Genomic DNA, 15,575 nt, shown 5'->3' on the forward strand with positions numbered 1-15,575 from the left:
CATTTGCTTAAGTTAAGAGTAGTTTCTCTACTATTGTAACAAACTTTTCCGGTTGGTCGATATGTGGGGCATGCGTTGCATGCGAAATCTGGTGGATTTTTTTTGGATCCGCCGCTTGGTGCGCAATTTTTTTAAATTTTTCATCATGTTCCCCGACAATCCATTCAATGGATACGTCTTGAAGACAGGTCCATAAAGACGGCATGTTCCCTGTTCCTTGCGCGGCGAGTGAAGCGGCTAGCCCCTCTGCTGATTGGGACAAACGCTCCGACCGAATCTGTTGCTGCGCAAATGACGGTAATTGCTGCTGGCTTGCGAATAGCGGTAACGCTTCCCAGTGCCGGACGAATGCTTCGAGTCCGTCTTCAAGCAACATCTGTTGCAAAAGCCGATCTGTTGCACGCCGGGCACGGCGCTCGTGTGCTGTCTTTAGGCCAGGTGTCGTACTGACAGCGATCGTCTTTTGGACTTGCGTTGAACAGGCTGCAAGCATCAAGGCAATCCGTCCACCCATCGAGTAGCCTAACACGGTCCATCGTTCATTTCTTGTCGCAAGTAACGCTTGTAAGTCTTTGGCTTGTTCCGTCAAACGCATCCGCTGATATGCAGCAGGCGGCGTCTTTCCATGACCAAGCAAGTCAATCCGATAGACGGTGTAGGTTTCCTGAAGTCGTGCACTGAGCATCGTCCATGTCCCGCTGCTGCCGGTAAACCCATGCAGTAACAACAATGGAGGACCTTGCCCCTCGATTTCGAGATGGTAGTCATGGTCACGTAACTTCATTGAAAGCACTCCGTGAGCGCATGATTCGTCTGTTCCCAAATCGTACGGTGCTTCAGGACGTTCGTCGCACGATCTGTTCGAATCTCGAGAATTCGTGTGACGGTCGTCGGTTCGGTTAACCGTGTTTTCAGTTCGGAAATCGACGTGACGACTTGATGTTTGACCCCATAACCGGCTGCGATATGACTGAAATCGAGATGCTGGGCTGTTCCGAATAACGGTTCGAAGACCTCGGATTCAAGCTGTTGCTGTTGTGGGAGGAAGTTGAAAATTCCGCCCCCGGTGTTGTTGATGAGCAAGATGGTAATCGGACGAGTCCGTGCCATCATCAAGCCATTGACGTCATGAATAAAGGCGAGGTCACCGACGAGCAAGTAGCGTTCCTGTGCATCGTATGTCGCACCGACTGCGCTCGATAAAATCCCATCGATTCCATTCGCACCCCGGTTGGCGAGAAGGCGAAGCGGTGTACCTGCAGGCAAAAACGTATCGATGTCGCGAATCGGCATGCTGTTTGAGACGAATAAGCTGCCTGACGACAAGGTGTTTAAGGCACGAACGACGTTATACTCCGTCAGGTCGTCTTGATCGAGCGTCGTAAAGACAGTGCCGACTGTTTCTTCAGCTCTTTGGATCGTCTTGAGATAAGCAGGATCATGCTCAGTCACGGGCATCCTCAGGAGCTGACTCGGATGCCCGGCTAACAGATTCGTATGCAGTTGCGGAGCACGCCAATTTGCCGCATGACCGACGACCGTCGTCGGAATATCATGTGACCAAAGTAAGTAAGGTTTTGATGTCGGCATTGCTCCGAACCGTAAGATGTGGTCGGGTTTAGCTACTGTTTTGACTGTCTCATTTTTTAGCCACGTATCATAGAAGGCAAAAACGGTGTCTGTTTTGTACTGACGTCCTTGACTCAGGGGATCCGCTAATACGGGGATTCGCGAGTGTTTCGCGTAATCCAAAATAATTTTTGTATCGACCGTCGAAAGTTGTGGTCCGATGACAATCAAAAGACGCTTTGTAGATAGAAGAGCTAGGAGCTCGTCAGTCGTCATTTGCTCGGCAAAACGGGGGAGTGTTCCGACAGTTCGCCCAGTCCGCAATGGATCAAGCTCCGGAATCAACGGTTCGCGTAGCGGGACATTGATATGGACCGGTCCGGCCGGTTCGGTCATCGCCAACAGGACGGACCGCGTTGCAACATGAGCGACATACGATAGACTTTGTTCCTCGGGTAAAGGTAAATCGAATGCATGACGGACTTGTTTTCCGTAAAGACCGACTTGATCGATGACTTGTGGTGCTCCAACCCCACGCAATTCGTGTGGTCGGTCAGCGGTCAAAACAATCAACGGGAGTTCAAAAATGTTTGCTTCCGTGATGGCGGAAAAATAATTCGTCGCAGCTGTCCCGCTCGTACAAATCAAAGCGACGGGACGTGTCTGTTCTTCCGTCCGTGTTAATCCTAAAGCAAAAAAACTAGCCGACCGTTCGTCAACGAGGACGTGGGTACGGCTAGACGGGTGAAGAAATGCAGCAATCGCGAGTGGTGTGGAGCGAGAGCCGGGACTGATTACGAAATCCCGTACCCCGCTAGCGACGAGCGTATCGATTAATGTGTGCATCCACTTAGTCAACATAAACATCATCCTTTTCTAACGTGCACAGATGTGAAAGAGCTTGAAGCATCGGTGAAAGTTTCGTTTCCGTCTCTTCTAGTTCGCTCGTTAGTTGTGACCCGTCGACGAGTCCGCAACCGGCATAGAGAATTGCCGACCGTTCAGTGAAAAGACCTGACCGGATGGCAACAATGAATTCACCGTTTTCTTGACCGTCCATCCACCCGACAGGAGAACCGTACCAACCGCGTTCGAATGTTTCAATCTCACGGATGGCTTGAACTGCTTCTAGTTTAGGTTCGCCACCTAAAGCAGGCGTCGGGTGTAATTTTTCGATAATCTGCAGCAACGTCACATCCGGTGACAACGTAGCAGTAATCGGTGTATACAGGTGCTGGATGTGGCGGTTCTTAAGCAACATCGGCTGATCCGGTTTCTCGATTCGAGTCGATAAATCGTGTAACGTACTCGTGATGGAGTCAACGACGATTGAGTGTTCGACACGATTTTTTTTATCTTCGAGCAACTCGAGACCGAGTGCATCATCTGTTGGTTCGACTTCGTGACGTGGCGCAGAACCAGCGACGGCAGCTGTTTTAATTTGGTTTCCTTCTTTTAAGACGAGTCGTTCTGGTGTAGCTCCGAGGAACGCCTCGTCGACGGTCGGCTGGAAGAAGAAAACATAACTTCCCGGTTGAGACTGCTCGAGTTCGCGGACGAGTCCGGCAAGGTCGACGGCCTGATCCATTTCGTACACGACCTCACGGGCCAACACGATTTTCTTTAACGATGTTTTTAAAAGTTGTGTCGCTTGATGGAAAGACGCTTCAAAAGCCTCATTCCCGTCGCGAGTCATTCGGATCCGAGTCACGAAACGACTTGTTTTTGGTTGGTGTAACTCGGCGTAATCGGAAGCGAGTTGATTGAGTGTTTTTTCAGCGTTTGACTGAGGGTCGACGATCGCGAATAGTGTAACGGTCGTCCGTCCATCCCGTTCTAAGAATAAAAACTTTGGAACTGTCATCGAGGCTTCTCCAAAGGAAGACCAGCGATAATCGGGGTTTTTGAGTTCGCTGAACGAAAAACCGCAAAACGCAAATAAATCATCACCCACATGATCGCGGTTGAGATTCGACCATTTGGATTGAATTCGTAAAAATCGGTCGTGTCCTGACGCTTTTAACTGTTTCGCAATACCGAAACCGATGGCACGCATCGATCGGTCGGGTGTCGTAAAGTAATAGCGTTCTTTTGTTCCGTACGTCAATGAATTGACGTCTTGCGCTTCGATTTCCCATGAATAAGAAGCGATTATAGAGCGCTGGTATGCGTTCGCATGACCAACGGCCTGTTCAATACGTTGTTTAAGCTCTTGTTGAGCGTAAGCCATACCGCTCATTGCCCCCTAGTCTGTAGATACTGTGATACGTTTCACTTAATCTAAGTGTAAACTTTTTGTTGAAAAAAAAGAAGGAATAAGCTATCTTTCATTGAGCATTGACAGCAAAAAACGAAACCCGATACACTTAGACGGGAAAGGGGTTTATTATATGAATAAATCAATCGCCGTATATTGGCGAATGACACGGCCACATACATTAACAGCGAGTTTTGTACCGGTCGTCGTGGGGACGGCTATCGTCGCACCACGTATCGAGTCATTACGACTCGATCTATTTTTTGCGATGTTGATCGCATCGGTGTTGATTCAAATCGCAACGAACTTATTTAATGAATACTATGACTACAAGCGGGGACTCGACAATGAAGAGTCGGTCGGCATCGGTGGTTCAATCGTCCGGGACGGATTCAAGCCGGGGACGATTCTTGCCTTCGCCTTATCACTCTATGGCATTGCTGCACTGCTTGGGATTTATCTCTGTCTTGAGACAACATGGTGGCTGCTCTTAGTCGGACTTGTTTCGATGTTCGTCGGTTACATCTATACCGGGGGACCGCTCCCGATTGCATACACGCCGTTCGGGGAAATCGTCGCCGGATTCTTCATGGGGTACGTCATCATCGCCATTTCGGCTTATCTCCAGATTGGCTATGTCCCGACGGAAGCGGTCGCGATTTCAGTGCCAGTCGCGATTTTGATTGGATCGATCTTGCTAGCGAATAATATTCGTGATCTCGACAACGATAAAGTGAACGGAAGAAAAACGATTGCTTGCCTCGTCGGTCACCGGGCGGCAGTCTACGTCCTGATCGCCTTTTTTGTTGCTGCCGTCATTTCGTTAATCGTTGCCGTCGTTGCGTTTAACGTTTCCTGGTTCGCGTTACTTGCCTTACTGAGTATTCCATTGATGATCAAGGCCGTGAAGCTGTTTTGGGACGACCTTGAACCACAAGAATTGATGCCGGGAATGGCGCAGACGGGAAAAGTAAATACAATTTTCGGATTGTTGCTTGCGATTAGCTTGACGTTCGCTAACTTCTAAAATAATACCTTTAAAATATCCTACTGCCGTGAATACGGGCAGCAGGGTATTTTTTTGCCATGCACGAGTTACTCGTAAGAGTAGGATTGGTTGTCACAGATTTAAAATTTTACTATAATTGAAGCAATGTGCCTGAAATATTCGAGTGGATACTCGGGAATCATGAATTTTTTTTAGAGGTGGAACTGGAATGAATAAAATCGCGGTAATCGGAAAAGTATTCGTCGACATAAAAGGAACTTCGTTCGCTCCATTGCATAAGGATGCGAAAAACGTTGGAGACATCACGTTTTCAAATGGTGGTACAGGACGGAATGTAGCGCAGAACTTAGCCGTTCTCGGGAATGATGTTCGCTTTATCTCGACGGTTACGAACGACCAAATCGGTGTCGGCGTGTTGGAAGAACTAAAATCATACGGTGCAAATGTGGATCACGTCGAAATGCTTGACGACAACGGAATGGGTATGTGGTTAGCCGTCATGGATAACGAGGGTGACCTCCAGACATCGATTTCAAAGCAACCTGACGCAAAATTATTAGAAGAAGCGATTCTTCGCCAGTCCGTCTACGCCCTAGATGGAGTCGATGCAGTCGCGATCGATTTAGATTTATCCGTGACCGTTTTAGAACGGTTGATTCATCTCTGCCGAAAAATGGAGTTGCCGTTGTTCGGAGTGTGCGGACACCTCAGTGTCATCGAACGGAATCGTCACCTTTTGCAAGGATTCACAGGATTTATCTGCAGCCGCGAAGAAGCAGAAATCTTATCTGATTTATCAATCGTGACGGTTCAGGATGCGCTTCATGTGGCAAATGAACTGGCGAAAAAAGGGGCACCGTTCACAGTCGTGACGATGAGCGAGCTTGGTGCAGTCTATGTTGATCGCCGCAGTGCGACATCTGGTCACATCGGAACAAAAAAAGTGAAGGTCGTCGATTCGACTGGAGCGGGAGACTCATTCTTCTCAGCTGTTTTGTCGGAGTTAACAGACGCAAAAAAAGCAGAAGACGCCTTAACGCTCGGAATGAAAGTCGCGGCCGAAGTCATCGCTTCTACAGAAAACGGCTTAGTTCCTGAGATGTTAGAGACGATTCGATAAGTAACCGGACTATGTCTAATGTAAATGTGGGGAGGATAGCCATGCCAATACAACGAAGTGCCGTCATCATTTTGAATGAAGCAGATGAGGTTGCCTTGATTCGCCGGGATAAACAAGACGTGACGTATTACGTTTTCCCCGGAGGTGGTCTCGAAGAGGGGGCGACGCTCGAACAAACGGCGATTCGGGAAGCTCATGAGGAATTAGGTGTCGATGTCGAACTCGAAGGGGTAGCAGCAATCGTTCGTTTTAACGATTTAGACAATCCATATTACTGGGCGAAAATCACGGGTGGAGTATTTGGTACAGGGACTGGAGAAGAGTTCGAAGATACATCATCTGGGTATACCCCGCTTTGGGTCAAACGTAGCGAACTAAAACAGTTACCGGTTCGTCCGACTTCTCTCGTCAAGGAATTGTCAGAGATGACAGAACGATTTTATGATATTCGACTAGAAGATATTTGAGGTTTTAGTTGAACTAAACAGGGAAATAAATAGGAAGATGATGAGGTAGTCCTAGACTGCCTCTTTTTAATTAAGGAGAGATGATGAGGATGGCGCATACACGTGACCCAAAAGGGTTAGCACTTAATTTAAAGCAGCGGATGTCTGATCATAACATTACAGACTACGCTGGAACGCTCGCCTATTATTGGTTTTTATCGATTTTCCCAGGTATCATTTTTGTTATTTCAGTATTATCATTTTTCGATATTGACCAGCAAACACTTGAATCGCAACTTCGCGATTTAGCACCGGGTGGATCAGTGAATACATTCACGGATGTCATCTTCCAAGCAATCAAAGAACCTCAAGGTGGTCTGCTCTCGATTGGTGCGATTTTAGCGATTTGGTCAGCATCTAAAGGTGTCGATCGTTTGATTACAACTGCCAATCACGCCTATGGAGATTTTTCTCCACGGAGCTTTGTTGCTTCGCGTGGAATCGCCTTAATCTTGACGGTCGTTCTCGGGATTGGGATGTTATTGCTAATCATCTTAAACGTCCTCGGTGGTCCGATCATTAGTTACTTAGCAGATTTCGTTTTACCGATTGATATGGGGCAAAAAGTTCTCTTGACGGTCCTTCGGTATACAATCTCGACAGTATTACTGATTGTCATCTTATCCATCTTTTATCGTGTTGCACCAAAGCGTCCGATTACGATGAAAGAGGCGATTCCAGGTGCCGTGTTCGGTGTCATCGTTTGGCAATTGCTGTCCGTTGGATTCGGATTTTACGTATCGAACTTCTCGAATTACAACCAGACGTACGGTTCACTCGGGAGTGTCGTCATCGTTCTCTTATGGCTCTACTTCACAGGATTGATTATTTTACTGGGTTCAGAATTAAATGCTTCATGGGAACGTTTCATGAAGAAGGCTGATCCGAAAAAAATGGAAGAAAAACGTCTGAAAGAACAAGCGGATCTCGACTCGATTCCGACGAATACGTTCGGGTGATAAAAAAAAGACTCTAAAAACCGGTTGCTCGGTTTTTAGAGTCTTTTTTAGTGAATCACTGAATTAAGCTGCGACTTTTTTTAAGCTGGCAGTCATCTCTACAGGTGTGGGAGCGTCTTTTTGTAAAAGACGTAAGCCGTTGAGGATGACGAGAATCGTCGATCCTTCATGCCCGACGACAGCGAACGGCATGATGAGGAATTGAGAGAGATTCGAGGCAATCAAGATTAAGATGACGCCGATTGCGAGCGTGATGTTTTGTTTGACGACACGGTTCATTTTCCGTGCCTTATTGACAGCGTAAGCAAGACGACCTAAGTCATTTTTCATCAAGACGACATCAGCAGTCTCTAGTGCAGCATCTGTTCCTTCGCCCATCGCGATTCCGACATGAGCAAGGGCAAGAGCAGGAGCATCATTGATTCCGTCACCAACCATAGCGACAGTTTGTCCATCTGCTTGGTATTGTTTGATGTAGTTTACTTTATCTTCAGGTAGACATTCTGCGACGAACGATGTAAGACCGGCTTCTTCTGCAATTGCAGCTGCCGTGACAGGGTTGTCGCCTGTCAGCATGATTGTCGTGATGCCGAGCGAGTTGAGAGAAGTGATGGCTGCTTTTGCTTCAGGACGAATCGTATCACGGAGTGCATAGAGTGCAACGATGGATTCGCCGTTACTGACGTAGACCATTGTATTTCCTTTTTCTTTTAATGTTTGTTCCATCGAGCGAAACGGGTCATTTAAGCCTTCATGGAAACCATATTTCCCGATCCGATACGTCACGCCGGAAACCGTCGCTTCAATGCCGTATCCTGTCACGTCTTTAAAAGCAGACGGTTCTTGCGTCTCGATTTGAAGATGATCGACAATCGCTTGAGCGAGCGGGTGATTTGATTGCGCTTCGATCGAGGCGACGGCTTGTTTGAGCAAGAACTGATTAGCATCCTCTGCATAATGACTTTCGGTCACAATCGGTTTACCGGTCGTGAGTGTACCTGTCTTATCAAAGACGATCGTGTTGACTTGACCTAACGTCTCAATATGGGCGCCCCCTTTAAACAGGACACCATTCCGGGCAGAAGCTGCAATGGCTGATAGGGCAGCTGGTGTGATTGAGGCAACGAGGGCGCAAGGTGACGCAACAACGAGTAAAATCATGGCACGATAGATGCTTGTTTCAAAGCTCCAACCGACAAGATAATGTGGGAGAACCATCATCAATGTGACGACGACAAGGACGACCTTGACATAACGACTTTCAAACCGCTCAATGAACTGAGCAGAAGGTGATTGTTCACTTTGCGCATTTTGAACCATATGGATGATTTTTTGGAACAACGATTCATCAGCGGCTTTCGTCATCTCAATCGTCAAGACGCCGTTCATATTGACGGTTGAGTTGTAAACCGTGTCACCGGTCCGTTTTTCGACAGGAATGGATTCACCCGTAATCGAAGCTTCCTCAATCGCGGCTTGACCACGAATGATCGTCCCGTCTACGGGAATTCGTTCACCGGGACGGACATAGACGATATCACCAACCGAGAGATGTTCAATTCCGATGACTTCAAGTTTTCCGTCTGCGTTCAATCGTGTTGCTTCTTCTGGTTGTAGTGACATCAGGCTTTGAAGAGCACGTTCGTTTTTGTTCATCGTATACGTTTCAAGCGCACCGGATAACGCGAAGATGAAAATTAGGATCGCACCTTCCATCCAGTAGCCGATGGCTGCTGCACCGATTGCTGCTAAAATCATCAACAATTCAACATTCAATGTTCTTTCTTGATACGTTTCTGTCAATCCTTCTTTAGCTTTCGCATAGCCTCCGATCACATAGGCGGATAAGTAAAGTGTGACGTAGACAGTTGCCGGAATTTGTAGTTTTTCGAAAGCGTAAGCAATTAAAATTAATATTCCGCTAAAGAGTGCTAAAATCAATTCGTGATGCTCCTCGATAGCATGACGAATTGCGGAACGCTGATGAGTATCGGTAGTAGTAGAGGTAGTCATAAAAAAGCTCCTTCCAAATTATAAATGAGAAATGAAATCATTATATTAAAACAATGAGAATGTTTATTACCAACGTTTTTAAGTCAATGATAATGAGTTTCATTGTCGCTAGATTATAATTATTATTATCTGTAAAGTTACTATACCATGCCTCAGTGAAAAGAAACAGGGAAGGAAACTGAAAAAAATGAAAAAAATCTTAACCCATCCGGTCGGGATGGTTGTTTTTGCATTGTTTACGACACTTTTATGGGGGAGCGCCTTTCCGTTCATTAAAAAGAGTTATGAACTTTTAGCAATCACATCTTCAGAATATGGAGAGCAGTTATTGTTTGCGAGCTATCGCTTTTTTCTGGCAGGAGTTTTATTGCTCATCGTCAGCGTCCTGATTTTTAAACAGCCGATTACTTTGAAAAAGAGAGCGTATGCCTATAGTCGTCTTGGATTCTTTTTGACCTTTTTACAATATGTCTTCTTCTACATCGGGTTGTCATTATCGACAGGTGTCCAAGGCTCAATCATTGCCGGTTCAACATCGTTCTTTCAGATGTTACTTGCACACTTTCGTTATGAAGACGACCGCTTGAATCGTTTTAAAGGACTAGCGTTGTTCTTAGGGTTCACGGGTGTCATTTTAGCAAACTGGCCACAAGGGGCGGCGGGTGTCACGTTCGGTGTCGGTGAGATTTTGTTGATTTGTGCAATGATCTCAGGGGCATTTGCTAACTTGATTGCGAAAGAGTATTCGGCTGTTTATCCGGTCGCGCCGATGACGGGCTGGGCAATGGTGATTGGTTCGATCGGCCTGTTCATCGCAGGTGCGGTGCTGAATGGTCAATGGTTCCCGTTCCACTTCACACAAACGACGGCCTGGATGTTGTTCTATCTCGCTTTTTTGTCGGCGACAGGGTTTACACTTTGGAATTTATTAATGAAGTACAATCCTGTTAGTCGTGTTTCATTATTCATGTTTTTCGTTCCGATTTACGGTGTCAGTCTGTCGGCCCTGATTCTCGGCGAGACGATTCCGCCTCAAGCGCTCCTTGGATTGGTTTTTGTTGTATCAGGGATTCTTGTCTCGACGTATCTTCCAGTCTGGTTTCAAAAGCGTGGTTGACGAAGAATCTGAATCGTGTGAGAATAGTCTCAATTAAAGTTTCATTCTTAATCGTTCGTTGCTGAAGCCGACTTGTTCGGCTTTTTCTGTACGGTCATAAAACACCGATTCGGCCTTGCCAAAAAGGCTAGTATGACTAGAAAACGAGAGGAGATGAGAAAAGTGGAACGTAATGAGATCGTTCGAAAGATCATGGCAAATCGCCGTCCCCGGGATGAGTTCGCTCGGTTCGTCGTAACGTGCGTCAGCCAGCAACTCAAGGAAACCCATGGCGAGGTCGATGTGGAAATTATTGAGGCGGAAAAGGGGTACGATTCAGTTTGGTCGATCAATGGTCGAGAGGTCATCGTATTATTGGAGACGGAAGAGTTGAAGCAAGCGAAAAATCAACCATACGCAATCGATGAAAAGCTCTGGCAACGTTTTCGGCAAGTTGGAATCGTCAAGTGATACCGTCTCGTGTATAGGAGTCAACGAACTACGATGGACTGAACAAAAACGAAACGGTAAAGAAAGAAGGGAGTGTCGCATCGAGCGGCACTCCCTTCTTTCTTCTACATTAAAAAACGGGTCTCATTTAATTTGTGTCGGCTTCGCTGTCGAGCGAAATAATAAATAAGCAAGTGTAAAGAGGACGCCGACAAATAAACTAAAGTAAAAAGCAGGAGGAAGTAAGACAAAGACACTGCCTGCAATCGGTCCAAGAATCGACCCGAGACTAAAGGAGATACCAGCTAGGAGGTTGCCGGTCGGTAATAAATGACTCGGTAATTGTTCGGTCATGTAAGCGACCCCTAACGAATACGTCGAGCCAAGTGCCATGCCGCTAAAGGCGAAGATGGCGAACAAGGCACCGTAACTTTCAAAAAGGAAACAAGCCGCGAGAAACGCGCTTGCCCCGATGCAGAGTACAGTGATTAAGGTCCGCCGTTTTCCAAAGTGGTCAGCTAGCCGTCCGAGCGGGAGTTGCATGATGAGCGAACTGACGACGAACGTCGTGATTAAGGCACTCGTCTCGGACAAGGCATACCCGTTCCGTGTCGCGAAAACGGGGAAACTTGCATTCAATGTCGCTTCCAAAAATCCGTATGTGAAGCCAGGCAGTAACGTAAACCAGGCACTCGCGAGGACGAGACGATAGCGGGAGGCTGCACTTTGTAATTCTTCCGGCATGATGTCGGTTGGTTTTTCATTCGGCAAGCGACGTAACAAGACGAGGACGATGACGGTCAATGTCCCGGTTAAGACGAACGGAAGCCAGTCAATTAAATCGACAAGTGGAGCGGCAAGGGGACCGAGTGCGAAGCCAAGCCCGAATGCCATGCCGTAAAGCGACATCGTCCGTCCTAACTTTTCATTGGGGGTAATCGATGTCACCCAGACTTGCGAACCGTAATGTAACGTTTGATCGCCAAACCCGACGATGAAGCGTAATACCATCCAGGCGAGGACGCTTGGTAACAACGGAAAGGCGAACACAGCGACGGCGACTAACGATAGACCGAAAGAGATGACGGGGACATAGCCATGACGTCGTAAAGGTTTTTCCATCAATGGAGCAGCGACGATAACACCGATATAAAGGACGGCAGCACTCAGACCATTTATGTAAGCAGGTGTTCCTTGACGCTCGAGTAAAATAGACAACAAAGGAATCAATAATCCTTGCGTAAAGCCGGAGATAAAGACAATCGATAAAATCAGGGCGAAGCGACGAGACACGACAAAACAACTGCCTTTCATTTTTTGAATTAAGCATAACACGCCCCGCCTGCACGATTGTACAGCGGGGCGCTTGTGTTCCTATTTTTCAGTCTGTTCAAAACGTGTTGGGCGTGGCATATGCAGAAGGTGTTCGTCCCAATCCGTCTGATCGAACACTTCATCATGTTCGATGCTGTGGGAAGAACGAATTCCAATCATCATGATTCCGAGTACCATACTGAACATCCCGATGATGGTGACAATCCCGACGAGCCATTCCATTATGAAAACTCCCTTCAGCGAAAGAACGTGTGTCAACTTTGTGACAATCTTTTCCCCGTTTGGAAGCAGGTAAAACCTGTCGGCTGTTATAAGCGACTTGATTGCTTGAGGAAGTCGACATCTGGATAGTAGGCATTCTTGACGAGCGCATTCGGTCCGAGGCACTTAACGGCCGGGCAATGACACGATAGACTTTTGTTTAGTTCAGTTTGTTGCCATTCAGCATAGGCGTCGTTGAAAGAGGTATCATGAATCGTTCCGAGAGAAGCGAGTTCATCACCAAAGTCCGTGACGATGATCTCACCATCAAAAATATTGACGTTTAGGCGTGAGCGTCCATCGGGATCGTTTCGGACAGATACATTCGTTTCTTGACGCAGACGGCGATGAAGAGCTAAATCTTTTTCCTCCATCGAACAGGCATAGAACGGGAGTGTTCCGAAGAGCATCCAGACGTTCGGGTCACGGACGTCAAGCAAACGATGGATCCCGTCGCGAATCTCATCAAGACTGGCAGCTTCAATCATTGAAGCGAAATCTGCTGGATACATCGGGTGCACTTCATGACGGACGCAACCCATATCCACGATTTCTTGATGAATCGCTTCGAGGTGCGGGAGTGTCCGTTTATTAATCATTGTTTCGGCGGAGACAAGGACGCCACGGGCATTTAAAATCCGTGCATTCTCCTTCATTCGTTCGAATAACTTCGTCCGCGCTTCACGTGACGGTTTCCGTTCCATCATCGCAAAACCACCATCGATGAAATCGTCCGCCGTTCCCCAGTTATGGGATATGTGTAAAACGTCGAGATAGGGGATGATTAATTCGTACCGTGAGAGTGGAAGTGTTAAATTTGAATTAATTTGGGTTTTAGCGCCGCGTTCGTGGGCATACTTAAGTAAAGGGACAACATATTCCTTGACCGATTTCGTCGATAGCATCGGTTCGCCCCCTGTAATCGAAAAGGCCCGGAGATGTTTGATTTCATCGAGACGTTTGATTAATAGTTCGACGGGGATTTCTGGGTTCTCGCTACTCGCTAACATATAGCCGACGGCACAATGTTCACACCGCATGTTGCAGAGTTTTGTTGTCGTCACTTCGATGTTCGTCAGCATGGCCTGACCATACTGTTCGATATCGCGATAGGCTTCCCACGGATCATTTTCGATCGTGATCGTTGATTGTTGTAACATAGTTATATTCCTCCTTCATAAATGCTCCACTTCGTATCGTATGCTAAAATAACGACGGAATCTATAAGAAGAAAGGAAGTCTGAATAATGGGAAAAGCAAGAACTGATAAACTTGGCCAGATGAATGTGCTAAAATCAAGAATGCAGCTTCTATGCCACACGATCGATTCACTGGATGAAACATCAGATATCGAGGATTTAGAACGACTCGCAGTTTCCTTGGACCAGTTAAAAGCCAAGGTACTTCGTTATGCAAAAGATATGAAGGAACATGAGGGATCAGAAAGCGGTTAATCGAAACCGCTTTTTCATTTGTATCATGGAAAGGATGAAGAGAATGGCAACGAAAATTAAACTAAATGTCGGAGAAATCCGCTCCGTCACGTGTCTACGGATGGGAATCAATGGCGAGGGGATTGCGACACTCGAACGACAAATCGTGTTCATTCCGGGGTTACTCGTCGGAGAAACAGCACAGATTGAAATCACGGAAGTCCACGACAATTTCGCAAATGCAAAACTAGTCAAACGTGATGACCGTTCGCCGGATCGTGTCACACCACTCTGCCCGATTTACAGTCAATGCGGCGGATGCCAGCTTCAACATATGAGCTATGCAGGACAACTCCGTTACAAAGAAGAGATGTTACGAAATGCATTCTCGAAATCAACGAAGTTGAACATCGAAAAGGCAGATATCCGTTCAACAATCGGTACAAAAGAATGGGAATACCGGAATAAATCGCAATTTGCGGTCGGAAAAGAAGGCAATCAAATCGTCAGTGGTTTGTATTCAGCGAATTCAAATCGTCTTGTCGCGATTGATGATTGCATCGTACAAAATAAAGAAACGTTACGCGTCAACAATGCCGTGACGAAGTTATTAAATGATTACAATGTACCGGTCTACAATTCTGCGAAACAAGATGGTGTCATTCGTAACATCGTCGTCCGGACAGGAATCAAAACAGGTGAGATTCAAGTCGTCCTCGTCGCGTTTAAAGATGGATTTAAAGATCTCGAAGGACTATCACGTGATATTCACAATATTCCGGGTGTCATCTCGGTCGCGCTAAACATCAATGACAAACTGACGTCACGTGTCTTCGGAGAAGAAACAGAAGTTCTTCGTGGTGTCGAAAAGATTGAAGAGCAGATGGGTGAATTCACGTATCAACTTTCGCCACGTGCCTTCTTCCAATTGAATCCGGAACAAGCAGAACGGATGTATGAAGAAGTCGTTCGGGCAGCGGCGCTGACGGGTGAAGAGCGTGTCGTCGATGCGTATGCTGGAGTAGGATCGATTGGTCTTTGGCTTGCAAAAGGAGCAAAAGAAGTCCGCGGTATGGAAATCATTGAAGAAGCGGTTGAAGATGCGAATGCACACATGAAGCAATATGGTTTCAATCACGCCCATTACGTCGTCGGGAAAGCAGAAGCTTGGATTCCGCGTTGGGTCAAAGAAGGTTGGGTCCCGGATGTCTTCATCGTCGACCCACCACGGTCGGGTTGTGATACACAACTATTGAATGCGATGATTTCGTCAAAAGCTAAAAAAATCGTCTACGTTTCGTGTAATCCACAGTCGCTTGCCCGCGATTGTGATCACTTGATGAAGGCTGATTATAAAGTGAGTTACATTCAACCGTACGATATGTTCCCGCAAACGGCACATGTCGAAGCAATCGTCGTCCTCGAGAAAAAGAAAAAGAAAAAGTTCTAATACGTACGAACGCCGCCTTCTTGAAGTATGAACTGCGCCCTATAGTTTGGACAATTTAATAAAAGCACCTTTATTGTTTAAGCTGCTATGAGATGGCTTCGGTATTGTGCCGGAGTC

At 46.7% G+C, this 15,575-nt stretch carries 15 protein-coding genes; 8 read left to right on the forward strand and 7 right to left on the reverse strand.

Annotated elements, in window-relative coordinates:
• Positions 1 to 7: 7 nt before the first annotated feature.
• The 3 genes from menH to KNP98_RS10835 are packed head-to-tail and all read right to left on the reverse strand — an operon-like array spanning position 8 to position 3,799.
• Entirely contained in the window at positions 8 to 784 is a 777-nt protein-coding gene (gene menH / locus KNP98_RS10825; protein ID WP_214770003.1) for a 2-succinyl-6-hydroxy-2,4-cyclohexadiene-1-carboxylate synthase, read from the reverse strand.
• Positions 781 to 2,430 (reverse strand): 2-succinyl-5-enolpyruvyl-6-hydroxy-3-cyclohexene-1-carboxylic-acid synthase, encoded by a 1,650-nt coding sequence (gene menD / locus KNP98_RS10830; protein ID WP_214770001.1) that lies wholly within the window; start codon positions 2,428 to 2,430, stop codon positions 781 to 783. The genes menH and menD overlap by 4 nt, the downstream gene beginning before the upstream one ends.
• Positions 2,420 to 3,799: an isochorismate synthase gene (locus KNP98_RS10835; protein WP_214766632.1), complete on the reverse strand. Its 1,380-nt coding sequence runs from the start codon at positions 3,797 to 3,799 to the stop codon at positions 2,420 to 2,422. The genes menD and KNP98_RS10835 overlap by 11 nt, the downstream gene beginning before the upstream one ends.
• A gap of 160 nt (positions 3,800 to 3,959) precedes the next feature.
• Here KNP98_RS10835 and KNP98_RS10840 point away from each other — a divergent pair, with 160 nt between their 5' ends.
• The 4 genes from KNP98_RS10840 to KNP98_RS10855 all read left to right on the forward strand — a co-directional run bounded on the left by KNP98_RS10840 (position 3,960) and on the right by KNP98_RS10855 (position 7,420).
• The gene (locus KNP98_RS10840) at positions 3,960 to 4,853 is read left to right on the forward strand and encodes a 1,4-dihydroxy-2-naphthoate polyprenyltransferase (RefSeq protein WP_088836412.1); all 894 of its coding nucleotides are present in this window, start codon (positions 3,960 to 3,962) and stop codon (positions 4,851 to 4,853) included.
• Positions 4,854 to 5,043: 190 nt separating this feature from the next.
• Positions 5,044 to 5,955 carry a guanosine-inosine kinase gene (locus KNP98_RS10845; RefSeq protein WP_029332752.1) on the forward strand — a complete coding sequence of 304 codons (912 nt, stop codon included), beginning with the start codon at positions 5,044 to 5,046 and terminating at the stop codon, positions 5,953 to 5,955.
• 41 nt (positions 5,956 to 5,996) lie between these two features.
• Positions 5,997 to 6,422 carry an NUDIX hydrolase gene (locus KNP98_RS10850; RefSeq protein WP_088836413.1) on the forward strand — a complete coding sequence of 142 codons (426 nt, stop codon included), beginning with the start codon at positions 5,997 to 5,999 and terminating at the stop codon, positions 6,420 to 6,422.
• Positions 6,423 to 6,511: 89 nt separating this feature from the next.
• Positions 6,512 to 7,420 carry a YihY/virulence factor BrkB family protein gene (locus KNP98_RS10855; RefSeq protein ID WP_088836414.1) on the forward strand — a complete coding sequence of 303 codons (909 nt, stop codon included), beginning with the start codon at positions 6,512 to 6,514 and terminating at the stop codon, positions 7,418 to 7,420.
• A 63-nt stretch (positions 7,421 to 7,483) separates the two neighbouring features.
• Here KNP98_RS10855 and KNP98_RS10860 read toward each other — a convergent pair whose 3' ends face one another.
• A complete protein-coding gene (locus tag KNP98_RS10860; RefSeq protein ID WP_214769994.1) occupies positions 7,484 to 9,433 on the reverse strand; it encodes a heavy metal translocating P-type ATPase in 1,950 nt (649 codons plus the stop codon).
• A 187-nt stretch (positions 9,434 to 9,620) separates the two neighbouring features.
• On the opposite strand from KNP98_RS10860, the gene KNP98_RS10865 reads away from it, so the two are divergent.
• Both KNP98_RS10865 and KNP98_RS10870 read left to right on the forward strand, forming a co-directional pair.
• Positions 9,621 to 10,550, forward strand: a complete 930-nt coding sequence (locus tag KNP98_RS10865; protein ID WP_214769992.1) for a DMT family transporter — start codon at positions 9,621 to 9,623, stop codon at positions 10,548 to 10,550.
• Between the two features lie 153 nt (positions 10,551 to 10,703).
• On the forward strand, positions 10,704 to 11,000 hold the full coding sequence (locus tag KNP98_RS10870) for a hypothetical protein (protein WP_235195201.1): 297 nt from the start codon (positions 10,704 to 10,706) through the stop codon (positions 10,998 to 11,000).
• A 123-nt stretch (positions 11,001 to 11,123) separates the two neighbouring features.
• On the opposite strand, the gene KNP98_RS10875 is transcribed toward KNP98_RS10870, so the two are convergent.
• From KNP98_RS10875 to yfkAB, 3 genes are all read right to left on the reverse strand, one after another.
• Positions 11,124 to 12,314: an MFS transporter gene (locus KNP98_RS10875; protein WP_251136129.1), complete on the reverse strand. Its 1,191-nt coding sequence runs from the start codon at positions 12,312 to 12,314 to the stop codon at positions 11,124 to 11,126.
• A 39-nt stretch (positions 12,315 to 12,353) separates the two neighbouring features.
• Positions 12,354 to 12,536: a hypothetical protein gene (locus KNP98_RS10880; protein WP_029332759.1), complete on the reverse strand. Its 183-nt coding sequence runs from the start codon at positions 12,534 to 12,536 to the stop codon at positions 12,354 to 12,356.
• Between the two features lie 86 nt (positions 12,537 to 12,622).
• A complete protein-coding gene (yfkAB, locus tag KNP98_RS10885; RefSeq protein WP_214766626.1) occupies positions 12,623 to 13,735 on the reverse strand; it encodes a radical SAM/CxCxxxxC motif protein YfkAB in 1,113 nt (370 codons plus the stop codon).
• A gap of 87 nt (positions 13,736 to 13,822) precedes the next feature.
• Between yfkAB and KNP98_RS10890 the strand changes: the two genes are divergently transcribed.
• Positions 13,823 to 14,029: an SE1561 family protein gene (locus KNP98_RS10890; RefSeq protein ID WP_029332765.1), complete on the forward strand. Its 207-nt coding sequence runs from the start codon at positions 13,823 to 13,825 to the stop codon at positions 14,027 to 14,029.
• A 43-nt stretch (positions 14,030 to 14,072) separates the two neighbouring features.
• Positions 14,073 to 15,458 (forward strand): 23S rRNA (uracil(1939)-C(5))-methyltransferase RlmD, encoded by a 1,386-nt coding sequence (gene rlmD, locus KNP98_RS10895; protein WP_088836421.1) that lies wholly within the window; start codon positions 14,073 to 14,075, stop codon positions 15,456 to 15,458.
• Positions 15,459 to 15,575: the final 117 nt, after the last annotated feature.

This window comes from Exiguobacterium sp. s127, from assembly GCF_018618695.1.
Lineage (GTDB): Bacteria > Bacillota > Bacilli > Exiguobacteriales > Exiguobacteriaceae > Exiguobacterium_A > Exiguobacterium_A oxidotolerans.